The following is a 13,833-nucleotide window of genomic DNA, read 5'->3' as shown; positions in this document are numbered from 1 at the left end:
GTGACAAGCACAGGAATGAGGGAAGGCAGGTCTTAGGCGTTGCCACCCTTCAGCAACCGTGACTTCTGCCGGTTCCAGTCGCGTTCCTTCTCGGTCTCGCGCTTGTCGTGCAGCTTCTTGCCCTTGGCGAGCGCCAGTTCCAGCTTGGCGCGGCCCTTGTCGTTGAAATAGACCTTCAGCGGCACCAGCGTCATGCCGTCGCGGTTGATGCCGGCGCGCAGGCGGTTGATCTCGCGCTTGTTCAGGAGCAGCTTGCGGCGGCGGCGCGGCTCGTGGTTGAAGCGGTTGGCCTGCAGATATTCCGGCAGGTGGGAATTGATCAGCCAGATTTCATCGCCCTCATCCGAGGCATAGGATTCGGCGATGTTCGCCTTGCCTTCGCGCAGCGACTTGACCTCGGTGCCGGTCAGCACCAGCCCCGCCTCATAGGTATCGATGATTTCATAGTTGAAACGAGCCTTGCGGTTTTCCGCAACGATCTTGTTCACCACGCGCTGGCTGCCTTTGGGGGCCATGATATTTCAATCCCTTGTTTTTCTTATTGCGCCTTCGGCCTGCCGCCGAGAGCGGTTTTCGAACCTCTATTTAGTATCGTCGCCACGAAAAGAAAAGGCGCGCGGGACGGCTTCTGCTGCGAAGCTGTCCATTGCGCGCCTTCTGGCTTTTCAGACCTGTCTCAGTTCATCAGGCCGGCATGCTTCAGCGCCGCGTCGATGGCCGCTTCGGTCGCCGGTTCCAGCGTGCTCATCAGCGGCGAACGCACACGGCGATTGCCGCCTCGTGTCTTCGACAGCGCGTATTTCGTCCCACAGACGCCGGGCTCCATGAAGATTGCCCTGTGCAGCGGCATCAGGCGATCCTGATAGTCCAGCGCCTTGGCATAGTCTCCGGCAAGCATTGCCGCCTGAAACTCCGAGCAGAGACGCGGGGCGACATTGGCCGTGACCGAAATACAGCCGACGCCGCCATGGGCGTTGAACCCGAGTGCCGTACCATCCTCACCCGAAAGCTGGATGAACTCCTTGCCGCAGGAAATGCGCTGTTCGGAAACGCGGTCGAGCTTGCCCGTCGCATCCTTCACACCGACGATGTTCTTATGCGCCTTGACCAGCGCACCCATTGTCTCGGGCGACATATCCACGACCGAGCGCGGCGGGATGTTGTAAATGACGATCGGCAGCTTCACCGCTTCGGCGACAGCGGAAAAATGCGCGAACAGGCCCTTCTGCGTCGGCTTGTTGTAATAGGGGGTGACCACCAGCAGCGCATCCGCACCGGCTTCCTGCGCGTGCAGGGCAAGCTCGATTGCTTCATCCGTATTGTTGGAGCCAGCACCCGCGATGACCGGAACCCGTTTCGCCGCAACCTCAATGCACAGTTCAACGACCCGTTTGTGCTCGTCGTGGGAAAGCGTCGGGGATTCCCCCGTCGTGCCCACGGGCACAAGGCCGTTGCTGCCTTCGGCGATCTGCCATTCCACATGGGCGGCGAAGGCCTGTTCGTCCACGGCACCATTGTCCGTGAACGGGGTAATGAGGGCGGGAATAGATCCCTTGAACATGCAAAGCTCCTGGCGCCGAACCGGTTCATGCTTCGGCCGCATTCGATGGTTAAAACCGGCACACATTAGAGCCAGCCCTTGGCGCCGACAAGCGCAAAGGCAGCGTATTTTGCCCGAAATTGTCGGAAGTGTGACAGTCTTCGGGTCGAGATCGGCGAGCACAAAAGGCAAGCGGCGAAAAGCTGCGTCGCTCGCGGGCCGGTGAATAAAAGTTGATTGAATTGCAAGGCGGAAATTAAGATTTCATTAAGCCTGAAATCCCAAGATTCCCGTGCGGGACTAAAAACCGTTTCGGTAATCCCGCTGCAATGAAGCGATATTACAAGAAAGTCGACAATCCGTTACACAATGAAGAGCGGCATGAAAAAGACAGTCTGGGGATTGATGGCGGCGGGCCTTGCCGCAACCGTTTGGAACGCACTGGCCGGGCCACTCCCGGAAGGAGCGGCACCCCTTCCCTATGTCAAGCCGAACGCGCCTGCCGTTCCGGCCTTCATGCCGGCCTCGCCCGAGATCACCGGTGCCATACCCCGCCTCAACCGTCCCGATGATACCAGCCAGCTGAAGGCAGGCCTCGACGCACTTTCCAGCCGCGATGCCGCAAGGGCGATCGCGCTGCGCAATACCATGCCGAGCGGCAGCCTAGACCGCCATATTCTCACCTGGGCAATCGCGGTTTCCGGCCAAAAGGATGTGCCGTCCGCCGAGATCGCCGCAGCGCAGCGCGACCTGGCCGGCTGGCCAGGCGCCGCCACCCTGCGGGCAAATTCCGAAAAGGCGCTCTATCGTGAGGATCCGCCGGCCGGCCAGGTGCTTTCAGCCTTCGGCAGCAGCCGGCCGGAAACCGCGGAAGGCACGGTTGTGCTTGCCAAGGCGCTCACCTCCTCTGGCAGAACAGACGAATCACAGCGCCTCGTTCGCCAGCTCTGGGTCAGTGAAGGCATGGACAAGGACATGGAAGACCGTGTGCTTGCCGAATTTCCCGCCTATCTGACGCCGGCCGATCACAAGGCGCGCATGGATTATCTGATGTATCGCAGCCGCATCAGCCAGGCGAAGCGTTTTGGCGATCTCGGCAAGGCGCAATCGCTTTATAATGCCTGGGCGGCGGTGTTGCAGCGATCCGCCAATGCCAGCGCTCTGCTGGGCAAGGTCGACGCTTCCTGGCGCAGCGATCCCACCTATCTCTTCGCGAGCATCGAGAACCTGCGCAATCAGCAGAAATATCCCGAAGCCGCCGTCCTTCTGCGGCAGGCGCCGAAGGACGCGGCGAAGCTTGTCAATCCCGGCGAGTGGTGGAACGAGCGCCGCATCATCGCCCGCGGCGTTGCCGATCTCGGTGATTTTGCCGAGGCGTATCGCATCGTCGCCAATCATTCGGCCACCTCGCCCGTGGATATCGCCGATGCCGAGTTCCATGCCGGCTGGTATGCTTTGCGGGCGTTGCACGATCCGGCGGCAGCGGCGCGCCATTTCAATACGCTGCTGCAGACTTCGAACCGGCCGCTTTCCGCCTCACGCGCCTATTATTGGCTTGGGCGGACGGCGGAAGCCGGTGGACCGGGCAATGCCCGGGATTTCTTCACCAGGGCAGCCGCCCATCCCGGCACATTCTATGGCCAGCTTGCCGCCGCGCGAATCGGCACCAGGACCCTGAACGTCACCTATCCGAACGCAAGCAGCGGCGACCTGGAACGATTCGCCGGTCGTGAGGCCGTGCGCGCCATCGACCGGCTGGAAGCGGCAGGTTATGGCTGGCGCGCCGACAGTCTGTATCGATCACTTGCCGAACAGCTCGACAGCCCCGGCGAACTCGCCATTCTGGCGGCGCGGGCGGAGAGCAACGGCAACCATCAGGTTTCGCTGCAAATCGGCAAGACCGCCTTCAGCCGCGGCATCGATGCGGCAGCACTTGCCTATCCTCTCGGCGTCATCCCGGCCAGCGCCAATATTGCCGGTTCCGGCAAGGCGCTTGCTTACGCCATCGCCCGCCAGGAAAGCGCCTTCAACCCGGCCGCCGTCTCCGCCGCCAATGCCCGCGGCCTGCTGCAACTGCTGCCCGGAACGGCCAAGGGCGTGGCCGGCCGCCACGGCCTGCCCTATACGCAGGCGATGCTGACCAGCGATGCGGGCTACAACGCCACCCTCGGCGCCCATTACCTCGGCGAGCAGATCGACAGCTTCGGCGGATCCTACATCCTCACCTTCGTCGCCTATAATGCGGGGCCAAAGCGCGTGCCGGAATGGATCTCCCGATATGGGGACCCGCGCGGCAAGCCGATCGACGAGGTGGTGGACTGGATCGAACGCATCCCCTTCCCCGAAACGCGCAATTATGTGCAGCGGGTGATGGAGAATTATCAGGTCTACAAGACGAGGTTGGGACAGCAGGCCGATATTGTCGATGACCTTCGCCATGGGCGTGCGGGATAAGGGCGGTATTCATCCGCCAATCACATTCTTAAAACATCCAAGCATCGGTTCGCCGGTGCTTTTTTTGTTTTCCGCGTTTGAATAACGACTCTTAGCGCAGGAAGCCATCAAACGAAAACCCCGGCACTTCTGCCGGGGTTTCCATCACTGACAATGTCAGATCAGATTAGAAATCGCGCTGAAGGCGAACGAAACCGGTGACCTGATCGTCCTGACCATCTTCATCGTAGTAGTTCGCCGTGATCTTGGTGCTCAGACCCTCGGTGATCTTGTAGTCGATAGTTGCGCCGGCGGTCCATGCGTCGCGATTCGACCAGTCGTTCGAAACGATCGCGGTCGTGCCGGTGTTCACGATAGAAACCTTGTCGGCGACATTACCGAGATACTGCACTGCCGGGGTGATCGTCAAACGGTCGGTTGCCTTGATTGCGTATTCGGCAGCGACAGTCCATTCGGACAGAGCGTAATAAGCGTTGGGGCCAGATGCCCAAACACCGGCAAGACCGAGGGTGCCAGGTCCGATATCCGCGAATACCATTGCGCGGATAGCGCCTTCTTCCTGATCAACGTCGTAAGAACCGATCAACTGAAGAGTTGCAGCGCCGAACTTTCCGCCAACACCAGCGGTGATGCCAACGTTGTTGTCAGGCTCCTGGGACAGCGGGAACAAGCCACCAACAGCCGGACCAGTGATGGTTGCGAACTGGCTACCAGTGCCTTCAAGTTCGTCAACCGAGATACCTGCCCAGAAAGAACCGGTGTCGTAGGTGTAGCGGATGGAGTTGAAGAGCGTGTTGGAAGAAAGAAGATCCGTCTCGCCCGAGAGGTCGTCATCCCACCAGCTGTAGAACTTACCGACGCGCAGGCCACCAAGTTCGATGAATGCCTGACGAGCTTCCAGACCGGAAGAGCTGGACTGACCGTTGCCTGCATCAGCGCGGAATTCGATGAAACCACGCAGGGCGCCAAGCTCGGTGTCGGTACGGGTGTCAACGTTGAACTGAGCACGTGTGAACGAATTCCAGTCCGAGGTGCCGGACTGATCGCGACCGAAGTTGGTCTGGAAACGAACGTAACCGCTGAACTTCAGGCAGGTTTCAGTGCCGGGGATGTAGAAGAAGCCCGTGCCGAAAGCGTCGCAAACGCGAACGTATTCCAGGGGCTCGGGCTCGGCAGCGACGATAGCGTCGGCAGCGTGAGCGCCGGATACTGCTGCGAGAGCCGCAGCGGAGCCGATGAGAAGGCTCTTGATGTTCATGGTTGACCTCCAGTCAAACGCTAATTTTCTAAGCAGCGGGTGGGAAGCGCTGATTAATGCGTGCCGCTTATGGAGCTGATTAGAGCTAAAACTGCGCTGCTCGGCAATCTCAATCATGACAAAAGGAAGACAGTAAGGTGTCCTTAGTTTTCCATTGTTGCGAAATAGCTACAATTCTAATGGCTGAGCGCCTTTATTAACAAACCGTTAATTTCTAATTTATTTCAATAACTTAGAGAGCTCCCCGGACGCCCGCTCCTGATGTCGGGGCGGCGGGAAAATCGTTCGAAAATGGGGCCCGCCATTCAAGATGGAGAATCCCGCCATTTTACCCGACTCTTTCCTAGTGATTCCACCCTTGCCTGGCAATCCATACGAATCAGGTCTGCGGAAGCAGCGTACAACTTTTCTTGAAGCATGGTTCGAGGTGTTCCTATGATCTTCGACAACAAAAAACCCCGGCATTTCTGCCGGGGTTTCCATCACTGACAATGTCAGATCAGATTAGAACGAGCGCTGAAGGCGAACGAAGCCCTTCCACTGCTCATCACGGTTGTCTTCGTCGTAGTAGTTAACTGCGACCTTCGTGGAGAGACCAGAAGTGATCTTGTAGTCGATCGTTACGCCAGCCTGCCATGCGTCACGGTCAGACCAGTCGTTGGTGACGATTGCGGTGCTGGTCTGTACGCCAGCAGAGTTGAGGATGCCGATACGGCTAGCAACGTTGCCGAAGTACTGACCACCGGGGGTGATCGTCAGCTTGTCGGTTGCCTTGATTGCGTATTCAGCAGCAACTGCCCACTCGGATTCAGAGTAGTAAGCGTTTGCGCCGGATGCCCAAACACCAGCAAGACCGAACGTGCCCGGACCGATGTCGGCCGTTGCGATCAGGCGGATTGCGCCTTCTTCCTGGTCGATGTCGTAGCCGCCGATGAGCTGCAGGGAAGCAGCACCGAGCTTGGCGCCGAGGCCGAGAGCGATACCAACGTTGTTGTCAGGCTCCTGCGAAAGCGGGAAGACGCCGCCAACAGCAGGACCAGTGATGGTTGCGAACTGGCTGCCTGTGCCTTCGAGTTCGTCAACCGAAACGCCTGCCCAGAAGGAACCAGCGTCGTAGGTGTAACGGATCGAGTTGAACAGAGCGTTCGTGGAGAGAACGTCAGATTCGCCAGAGAGGCCATCGTCCCACCAGCTGTAGAACTTACCGACCTTCAGGCCGCCGAGTTCGATGAATGCCTGGTCAACGAATACGCCAGACGAAGCGGCAGAACCGTTGTCAGCATTGCCACGCAGACCGATGAAGCCACGCAGAGCGCCGAGCTCGGTGTCGGTACGGGTGTCAACTTCGAACTGAGCGCGGGTGAACGAATCCCAGTCAGAAACACCAGACTTGTCACGACCGAAGTCGGTCTGGAAACGAACGTAACCGCCGAACTTCAGGCAGGTTTCGGTGCCGGGGATGTAGAAGAAGCCAGTGCCGAAAGCGTCGCAAACGCGAACGTATTCCAGGGGCTCAGGCTCAGCAGCGACGATAGCGTCGGCAGCGTGAGCGCCGGATACTGCTGCGAGAGCCGCAGCGGAGCCGATGAGAAGGCTCTTGATGTTCATGGTTGACCTCCAGTCAAAGTTTTTAAAAGGGTCTGGGTACTTTCGCTGAAGGACAGCATTCCCTGCCCCATTCCCGTGTTCTTAGAAGCCAAACGATCCACCGCCTCGCTTCTGGTGGTGAAAATACAAAAGGTTTCGCCGCTTGCAATCGCCAACATCCGATAAACCGCATTTACGTATATGCTTCATTTCGGCTTGTTGCGGAAACAACACACACTGGGCATCCAGCCTGCGACCTCTTTTACAATCTGTTAATATTTTCATTGAAAATCCGTTGGTTAGCAAAGTTAACAACGTCTTTCTAAACTAAGGGGTTTTCCAACTCTTCCTTGCTATGCCGGTGCGGCGCGATGGCATTTATTGCCCGGATCGATCCTGCATCGAAGCGCTTCTGGAAGGCACGAGGATGGAAATTGGAAAAAGGCGGAGCAGCCGGACGCCGATTCACCCGACATTGATTCGACCGACTGGCGCCTGCATCAGCCACCTTTTGAGTCTTATTTCACCGGCGCCGGTCGCAGCCCGCATGCGCATCACGAGCGCAACTGCATTTGAGAACGGCTGATGCCGGCGTCAGAACTCAGGTGCGGTCCAAGGCAACGGTGATTGAATGCCGATCGATTCGTTCCTGCAGCGCGGCCACGACAGACAGCAGGAACTCGCGGCGGCGAGGTGCCTTGGTTTTCTCCAAAGTCGTCATCAGCCGGAGGCTAATCTTTTCCATGAAACCGACATGGTCAAAACAGTTGGCGGATATGTTGACTTCAACCTCGTCCATATAGTGCGAGAGGTGCGGACCCAGTTCCAGATTCTCGTCCGTCTGATAGTGAGACGCCATCCGCTCGGCAAGCGTGCCCATCTGCGTGTAAGGACCGTATTCGTCGCTCATCAAATCTCCTTTGTTTGGTTGAAGATTCAGATAGGCGATCTTTTTCCAAGAACGAGATGCTGCCAAGCCTATTCGCGCAAAAGATCAGGTCGGATTTTAAAATAAACGTGATCGATCAGCGCGCCCGCACGATCACTCGTCATCGCGGGGCCAATGGTCGCGGATACTTGCTGCGAGGGCAGAGCTAAACATGGTAATTTACGGGGGAATAAGCTTGCGCTGGATGCTTAGCGCGGCTGGCATATCTGCCGGATACATAAGCTTTTGAAAAAACTGATGGCGGAGAGGATGGGATTCGAACCCACGATACGCTTTTGACGTATACTCCCTTAGCAGGGGAGCGCCTTCGACCACTCGGCCACCTCTCCGGTGCGGCCTGATTATTGCGTAAAAAAAATGAATGCAAGGGTTTTTCGCCAAGAAGCCGAAAAACCTGTTGGGCAAATACGGTTCGGCGAAACTTTGCAGGCAATTCGGGAACTTCTTGCAAGCCGGCACGTTCTGGCTTCGGTAACAAAAGAGGTGCTCTTATGGCTCAGACCAAACTGAATGTTGTCGAAGATACGATCGAAAACCAGATTGCCGAGTTGCGCTCGCAGATCGCGTCCCTCTCCAAATCCGTCTCCGCCCGCGCGGAAGGTGTGAGCGAGGATGCGTCTGAGTTTCTGGATGAGGCGCGAGGCCGCGTTCGCAAGGCCGCGAATAATGTCCGGGCGCAGGGCCAGAACGTGGTGGAAGCCGTCAAGGAAAATCCGGGCACGGCAACGTCGCTGCTGACGATCGTCGGCGCACTCGGTTTTGCAATCGGTTATGCGGTGGGCGCGGGCACGCAGCAGAGCTCGTCAAATAGCAGCCTGTATCGCTGGCGCTGATCGCCGTATAAATTGAAGCTAGGGCAAGGCGGGTCTTTCCTGCCTTGCTTTTGCCTGTTGGTTTAAAGCGCAATGAAAATGGGGGCGAACATGCGGTTCAGCGACGATCTTGAAGCAGCCTTGTCGGATTTTGCCAGGGATCACGGCATAGACAGGGATGAAGCCGTTCAGCGCATCATTCGCGCCGCCCTTATCAATACCGGCTATCTCGCCTCCGGCGAAGAAGGCATTCCGCCGGAAAAGCTGAACGCCAGCAACGACGATTGAGCCTCAGTAACCCGATCTAGACGGCTGGGGTGCCGCTCCCCCCTTGTAACGGGCGGCAAGCGAGCGAAGCGTATTGGCGAATTCCGTCACATCGGCACCGACCGCCACGAAGGATGCGCCAAGCTCGAGATAACGGCGATTATAGGCCTCGTTGAAGGTCAGAATGCCGGCAGCCTTGCCCGACGCGACGATTTTGACGATCGCTGCTTCGATCACTGCCTGCACCTCCGGCTCGTCTATCCGGCCGAGATAACCCATGTCGGCGGCGAGATCGGCAGGACCGATGAAGACGCCGTCCACGCCGTCCACCGCAAGAATATTGTCGAGATCATTGATCGCCGCCCGCGTTTCGGCCTGTACCAGCAGGCAAACGCTGTCGGAGGCGCTGTCGGCATAATCGCTGATCGTGTTGAATGCGGAAGCACGAGCGACCGCCGCACCCATGCCGCGAATGCCGCGCGGTGGATAATGCATGGCGCGGACCAGATCGCTTGCCTGCGCAGCCGAATCAACCATCGGCACGAGGAGTGTGCGTGCGCCCGCATCCAGGAGCTGCTTGATCATCCAGCTTTCGCCGACGGGCACGCGCACCACCGGCTCGGCGGGCGATGTGGCAAGCGCGCGCAGCTGATCGATGATGCTGCGCAGATCGTTCGGCCCGTGTTCTCCGTCAATCACCAGCCAGTCAAAACCCGCAGTTCCGGCGATTTCCGCCGTGATGGCCTCGCCCATATCGAGCCAGAGGCCAATCTGCGGCTTGCCCGCATGGATGGCGGTTTTGAAACGGTTTTCGGGAGCGGGCATGATATCCTCAGGAAAGCAGTAATTTCAGATCGGCGGCAGCGTCCGCCAGGATGGCGCGATCCGGCTCCGCGCCGGTATCGAGCAGTTTCTTGCCGGCGACATAGGCCTTGGCGTCGTTGATGGCATCGACAGCGACGAATCGCCCATCGCGGAAATACCAGACGGACCAACTGCCTTCACGGGCGCCGGGCCTCAGCATCGTCTCGTCATAACCGAGATTGAAGCCGGCAATCTGCAGCTTCACCTCATATTGATCCGACCAGAACCAGGGTTTCGCGTCATAGGCGGCTTCGGTGCCGGCCAATACGGCAGCGGCGGCCTCGGCCTGATCAACGGCATTCTGCACCGATTCGAGACGCACATGCTGGCCGCGCCACGGCAACATGGCGCAATCGCCCACCGCATGTATGTCCGCATCCGATGTGCGGGTATGGCCGTCGACCACGATGCCATTGCCGACATCAAGGCCCGATTCGCGGGCGAGCCGATCATTTGGCGTCACGCCGATGCCGACGATGACAAAATCGACATCCAGCATCGAGCCGTCGGAAAGTTCGGCAGCGGCCACCCGCCCGTCCATGCCGACAAGGCGCACAAGGCCGGTCTTTTCGCGGATGGAAACGCCATGGGCCTGATGGATGCCGCGCATGATATCGGCGGTCTCCTTCGCCGCCACGCGCTGCAGAATGCGATCGGCCATTTCGATCAGCGTGACCTCAAGGCCGAGCTTGCGGGCAACCGCCGCCGCTTCGAGGCCGATATAACCGCCACCGATCACCAGCAGCCTGCGGCCCGGCTTCATCTCCTCCACCAGCCGGTCGGCATCGCGCTTGTCGCGGACCGTCAACACGCCTTCGAGATCACCGCCAATGCTGGCCGGCAGCAAGCGGGGTGCCGCCCCGGTCGCCAGCACCAGCTTGTCATAGGAAAGCGTGCTGCCATCCTGCATGCGTACGGTTTTAGCAGTACGGTCAATCTCCTCCACCCAGGTGGACAGCCGGATGTCGACATTGTTTTCAGCGTACCATTCCTCCGGCCGGAACATCAGCCGGTCGAAACTCATCTCGCCGAGAAGGTATTTTTTGGAGAGCGGCGGCCGCTGGTAGGGATAGGCATCCTCGGAACCGATGACAGTGATGGGGCGCTCATCCTTCAGCGCTCGCAGCTTCGACGCCAGCGCGAAAGCGGCCTGCCCCGCCCCGACGATTACCAGCCTTCCCGTCACAGTCCACTCCCAGAACAACCACGAAGCGCGATCCTGTCGCACCCCGAGAAGCCACATTGCAGGATCAGGCGTAACGCCAAGTACGGCCGCAGTCAACCGCGCAGCAACGCCAGCCCGGTGCAAGCATGACGCCTTATCAGCATAGCCTGCGGCGCCATTGCGACCGGATGGGGCGAAAAGCATTTTCATGAGGGGAAACATCGGCTTCCCCAACGAAACCTGGTCGAGATCGACACAGAGTAGAGAGAATTGCGCGGATTTTCTTCATGCACTGGCAAGGAAGCCGCGTTAAAATGGGCACGAGAGAGGCAATCCGGGAGGTTGTCATGGCTTTGCATATGGATATCAGTCAGAACGTCCCTCAGGACGAGATGTACGAGAAATTTCAGATCGACCGGCCCGGCAAGATCACCTTTATCGGGCATCATCTCAGCGCCAAGGACACCATGCGCTGCCTGGTGCGGACCATTTCGCTCTATGGCGCGGAACTGGATGTAAGCCCCAACCTGGAAATGCCGGCTAATTTCTATCTGGAGATTCTCGGTATTCGCGACGAGATCGGCTGCACGCTGATCCGCCGTGAGGAAGAAAAGGTCACCATCGGCTTCAACATGCTGATCGATGCGGAATTCCTGCACCATGTCCGCCGCCTGAGCTTCGAGACCAGCGCGTGAGTCGGTTGGGCCGGGCCTGCCGCATCAGACCGGCAGGTTATCCTCACTTGACGCGGTAGCGGAAAAATCTGTTCCAAAACAGTCATCCGGCCACCGGACGCGGCTTGCGTCCGGTGTTTTTGCACCTATTGTGAGCCGGGTTTTCAAACACAGCTACCGGAACTTTCAGCCAATGTCCGCTTTTTCACGCCTCACGCCGCTTGCCGTCTCGCTTCCTTCAACCGTTCCTTTTGTTGGCCCGGAAGCCATCGAGCGGAACCGCGGCCTGAAGGTGGAAGCGCGGATCGGCGCCAATGAAAGCGGCTTCGGCCCCGCCCCATCTGTGCTTCTCGCCATGCGGGATGCGGCAGCGGACACCTGGATGTACAGCGATCCGGAAAATTTCGAGCTGAAGGAAGCGCTTGCCATCCACCACGGGGTTGCACGCGGCAATATTGCCATCGGCGGCGGGGTTGATGGATTGCTGGGCGAAATCGCCAGACTGATCGTCGAGCCGGGCACGCCTGTCGTAACATCCCTGGGCGGCTATCCCACCTTCAATTACCATGTGAACGGTTTCGGCGGAAAACTCGTGACCACGCCCTATGTCGACGATCACGAAGATCTGGACGGACTTCTCGATCTCGTCATCCGGGAAAATGCGCCACTCGTTTATTTCGCCAACCCTGATAATCCGATGGGAAGCTGGTGGGAAGCGAGCGAAGTCGTCGCCTTTGCCCGTGCATTGCCGGAAACCTGCCTGCTCATTCTGGACGAGGCCTATTGCGAGACCGCGCCTGCGAGCGCCGTTCCGGCCATCGATGCGCTGATCGGCCAGCCGAACATCCTGCGCATGCGCACCTTCTCGAAAGCCTATGGACTTGCCGGCGCTCGCGTGGGTTACGCCATCGGCACGCTTGGCAATGCCGAAGCCTTCGACAAGATCCGCAACCATTTTGGCATGGCGCGCATTTCGGTCGCCGGCGCTTTGGCGGCACTGAAGGATCAGGCCTATCTGCATGAGGTGGTTGGTAAAATTTCTGACGCCCGCGAGCGCATTTCCGCTATCGCCCGCAATAACGGCCTTTCACCGCTGCCGTCCGCTACCAATTTCGTCACCATCGATTGCCACCGCGACGGCGCTTATGCCCGCGCCATCGTTGATGGGCTGATGGAGCAAGGCGTGTTCATTCGCATGCCGGGCGTTGCGCCGCTTAACCGCTGCATTCGTGTGAGCGTGGGGCCGAGTGACAAGCTCGATCTTTTCGAGCAGGCGCTGCCGAAGGTTCTCAAGACGATCGGGTAAGCTCCTACGTCTCCTCATTCCTGTGCTTGTCACAGGAATCCAGCCGACGTGCGTCTGCGCGGCGAAAGGACTCTTCTCAGCCCAAGGACTTGGGCTGGCTGGATCCCTGTGACAAGCACAGGGATGAGGGTGTCGGGCGAGTCGGTATATGATCCGATACCGCGCGTTGCACACATCGATTCAACATCCTCCCGCAACCCCCTGCCCGCGAATCATTTTCCGGCAACGGAGATTGCCAGACATAAGAAAACCGCGCCGGCCTTGTTCCTGCCGGTCGCGGTTTGATGTGTCAGCGCAAAAGCCCTTTTCAAGGCCCTCGCCGCGTTCCCCTTCGGGTTTACTTTCGTTTTGACCGGTCATCGGGACTGGAGGGAACCGGACCGGAAATCTCGATAATAGGGTGGTTAAATCAGTGCATCGTCATCCAGTCGCGGGCGGCGCGCAGCGCTTCGGCCAGTTCCGATTTCGTCATGTTGCGGGCGAGATCGGCGCGGAGCGAAGCGGCTCTCTCCGATCCGCGGATCGCGGCGATGTTGAGCCATTTATGTGCTGCGATCAGGTCCACCTTGCAGCCCCGACCGGTCGCATAGACCAGGCCGAGATTGCAAAGAGTGTCGGCGCGGGTTTCGCCACCGGCAGCCATTTCGATATCACTGATGTCAAAGCGTGCCATTGTTTTAATCCCTGTCTTTCTGCCTGTTTCATCGTTCGCCTTCTTGTCGAGGCTACCGTCCGGACCTGCCGTCTTTTGCGGCTTTTTCGTCCTTCCGTCCGGCAGGTTTTCCCTGCGCTTTTGATGAGTTCACTATGCCACCGGGCCTTCAACGCTCGCTTAAAAGGCATGATTAATGCCGCGCAAACAAACTGCAAACGATTGGTAAAATTGGGTTTTTGTTAAATATCAGGAGGTGCGGAAATTAAGGAGTTTCCGGCGATTTTTACGAAAAGTTTACATCT

Annotated in this window: 13 protein-coding genes and 1 tRNA gene; 5 read left to right on the top strand and 9 right to left on the bottom strand. The window is 58.6% G+C overall.

Annotated elements, in window-relative coordinates; translation table 11 throughout:
- Nucleotides 1-32: 32 nt before the first annotated feature.
- Complete coding sequence (gene smpB / locus ACFVTJ_RS08110; RefSeq protein WP_386906223.1) at nucleotides 33-515, bottom strand: SsrA-binding protein SmpB; 483 nt, start codon at nucleotides 513-515, stop codon at nucleotides 33-35.
- Between the two features lie 161 nt (nucleotides 516-676).
- On the bottom strand, nucleotides 677-1,561 hold the full coding sequence (gene dapA, locus ACFVTJ_RS08105) for a 4-hydroxy-tetrahydrodipicolinate synthase (RefSeq protein WP_386906221.1): 885 nt from the start codon (nucleotides 1,559-1,561) through the stop codon (nucleotides 677-679).
- 360 nt (nucleotides 1,562-1,921) lie between these two features.
- Here dapA and ACFVTJ_RS08100 point away from each other — a divergent pair, with 360 nt between their 5' ends.
- Nucleotides 1,922-3,994 carry a lytic transglycosylase domain-containing protein gene (locus ACFVTJ_RS08100; protein WP_386906219.1) on the top strand — a complete coding sequence of 691 codons (2,073 nt, stop codon included), beginning with the start codon at nucleotides 1,922-1,924 and terminating at the stop codon, nucleotides 3,992-3,994.
- 166 nt (nucleotides 3,995-4,160) lie between these two features.
- Here ACFVTJ_RS08100 and ACFVTJ_RS08095 read toward each other — a convergent pair whose 3' ends face one another.
- The 4 genes from ACFVTJ_RS08095 to ACFVTJ_RS08080 all read right to left on the bottom strand — a co-directional run bounded on the left by ACFVTJ_RS08095 (nucleotide 4,161) and on the right by ACFVTJ_RS08080 (nucleotide 8,117).
- Nucleotides 4,161-5,252 carry a porin gene (locus ACFVTJ_RS08095; RefSeq protein ID WP_386906217.1) on the bottom strand — a complete coding sequence of 364 codons (1,092 nt, stop codon included), beginning with the start codon at nucleotides 5,250-5,252 and terminating at the stop codon, nucleotides 4,161-4,163.
- 504 nt (nucleotides 5,253-5,756) lie between these two features.
- Nucleotides 5,757-6,860 carry a porin gene (locus ACFVTJ_RS08090; protein ID WP_386906215.1) on the bottom strand — a complete coding sequence of 368 codons (1,104 nt, stop codon included), beginning with the start codon at nucleotides 6,858-6,860 and terminating at the stop codon, nucleotides 5,757-5,759.
- 580 nt (nucleotides 6,861-7,440) lie between these two features.
- Nucleotides 7,441-7,749 (bottom strand): hypothetical protein, encoded by a 309-nt coding sequence (locus tag ACFVTJ_RS08085; RefSeq protein WP_386906213.1) that lies wholly within the window; start codon nucleotides 7,747-7,749, stop codon nucleotides 7,441-7,443.
- 277 nt (nucleotides 7,750-8,026) lie between these two features.
- Nucleotides 8,027-8,117, bottom strand: a tRNA-Ser gene (locus tag ACFVTJ_RS08080).
- A 162-nt stretch (nucleotides 8,118-8,279) separates the two neighbouring features.
- On the opposite strand from ACFVTJ_RS08080, the gene ACFVTJ_RS08075 reads away from it, so the two are divergent.
- The gene (locus ACFVTJ_RS08075) at nucleotides 8,280-8,621 is read left to right on the top strand and encodes a hypothetical protein (protein ID WP_386906211.1); all 342 of its coding nucleotides are present in this window, start codon (nucleotides 8,280-8,282) and stop codon (nucleotides 8,619-8,621) included.
- Between the two features lie 90 nt (nucleotides 8,622-8,711).
- Nucleotides 8,712-8,888 (top strand): hypothetical protein, encoded by a 177-nt coding sequence (locus ACFVTJ_RS08070; RefSeq protein WP_386906209.1) that lies wholly within the window; start codon nucleotides 8,712-8,714, stop codon nucleotides 8,886-8,888.
- Nucleotides 8,889-8,891: 3 nt separating this feature from the next.
- Here the strand turns inward: ACFVTJ_RS08070 and ACFVTJ_RS08065 are convergent, their stop codons facing one another.
- Together ACFVTJ_RS08065 and ACFVTJ_RS08060 are read right to left on the bottom strand one after the other, a co-directional pair.
- Entirely contained in the window at nucleotides 8,892-9,692 is an 801-nt protein-coding gene (locus ACFVTJ_RS08065; RefSeq protein ID WP_386906207.1) for an aldolase/citrate lyase family protein, read from the bottom strand.
- 7 nt (nucleotides 9,693-9,699) lie between these two features.
- A complete protein-coding gene (locus ACFVTJ_RS08060; protein ID WP_386906205.1) occupies nucleotides 9,700-10,917 on the bottom strand; it encodes an NAD(P)/FAD-dependent oxidoreductase in 1,218 nt (405 codons plus the stop codon).
- 326 nt (nucleotides 10,918-11,243) lie between these two features.
- On the opposite strand from ACFVTJ_RS08060, the gene ACFVTJ_RS08055 reads away from it, so the two are divergent.
- Both ACFVTJ_RS08055 and ACFVTJ_RS08050 read left to right on the top strand, forming a co-directional pair.
- Nucleotides 11,244-11,591: a hypothetical protein gene (locus ACFVTJ_RS08055; protein ID WP_386906203.1), complete on the top strand. Its 348-nt coding sequence runs from the start codon at nucleotides 11,244-11,246 to the stop codon at nucleotides 11,589-11,591.
- A gap of 172 nt (nucleotides 11,592-11,763) precedes the next feature.
- Nucleotides 11,764-12,876: a pyridoxal phosphate-dependent aminotransferase gene (locus ACFVTJ_RS08050; protein WP_386906201.1), complete on the top strand. Its 1,113-nt coding sequence runs from the start codon at nucleotides 11,764-11,766 to the stop codon at nucleotides 12,874-12,876.
- A 409-nt stretch (nucleotides 12,877-13,285) separates the two neighbouring features.
- Here the strand turns inward: ACFVTJ_RS08050 and ACFVTJ_RS08045 are convergent, their stop codons facing one another.
- Nucleotides 13,286-13,549, bottom strand: a complete 264-nt coding sequence (locus ACFVTJ_RS08045) for a sel1 repeat family protein (RefSeq protein WP_003509974.1) — start codon at nucleotides 13,547-13,549, stop codon at nucleotides 13,286-13,288.
- Nucleotides 13,550-13,833 lie beyond the last annotated feature (284 nt).

The organism is Agrobacterium sp. NPDC058088, from assembly GCF_042885035.1.
Taxonomy (GTDB): Bacteria; Pseudomonadota; Alphaproteobacteria; order Rhizobiales; family Rhizobiaceae; genus Agrobacterium.
The sequence above is the reverse complement of the archived record's forward strand: the minus strand, read 5'-3'. Positions and strand labels throughout refer to the sequence as shown.

Coding starts and splice junctions, on each gene's coding strand:
- smpB (WP_386906223.1), bottom strand. CDS start 515: ATGGCCCCCAAAGGCAGCCAGCGCGTGGTGAACAAGATCGTTGCGGAA.
- dapA (WP_386906221.1), bottom strand. CDS start 1,561: ATGTTCAAGGGATCTATTCCCGCCCTCATTACCCCGTTCACGGACAAT.
- ACFVTJ_RS08100 (WP_386906219.1), top strand. CDS start 1,922: ATGAAAAAGACAGTCTGGGGATTGATGGCGGCGGGCCTTGCCGCAACC.
- ACFVTJ_RS08095 (WP_386906217.1), bottom strand. CDS start 5,252: ATGAACATCAAGAGCCTTCTCATCGGCTCCGCTGCGGCTCTCGCAGCA.
- ACFVTJ_RS08090 (WP_386906215.1), bottom strand. CDS start 6,860: ATGAACATCAAGAGCCTTCTCATCGGCTCCGCTGCGGCTCTCGCAGCA.
- ACFVTJ_RS08085 (WP_386906213.1), bottom strand. CDS start 7,749: ATGAGCGACGAATACGGTCCTTACACGCAGATGGGCACGCTTGCCGAG.
- ACFVTJ_RS08075 (WP_386906211.1), top strand. CDS start 8,280: ATGGCTCAGACCAAACTGAATGTTGTCGAAGATACGATCGAAAACCAG.
- ACFVTJ_RS08070 (WP_386906209.1), top strand. CDS start 8,712: ATGCGGTTCAGCGACGATCTTGAAGCAGCCTTGTCGGATTTTGCCAGG.
- ACFVTJ_RS08065 (WP_386906207.1), bottom strand. CDS start 9,692: ATGCCCGCTCCCGAAAACCGTTTCAAAACCGCCATCCATGCGGGCAAG.
- ACFVTJ_RS08055 (WP_386906203.1), top strand. CDS start 11,244: ATGGCTTTGCATATGGATATCAGTCAGAACGTCCCTCAGGACGAGATG.
- ACFVTJ_RS08050 (WP_386906201.1), top strand. CDS start 11,764: ATGTCCGCTTTTTCACGCCTCACGCCGCTTGCCGTCTCGCTTCCTTCA.
- ACFVTJ_RS08045 (WP_003509974.1), bottom strand. CDS start 13,549: ATGGCACGCTTTGACATCAGTGATATCGAAATGGCTGCCGGTGGCGAA.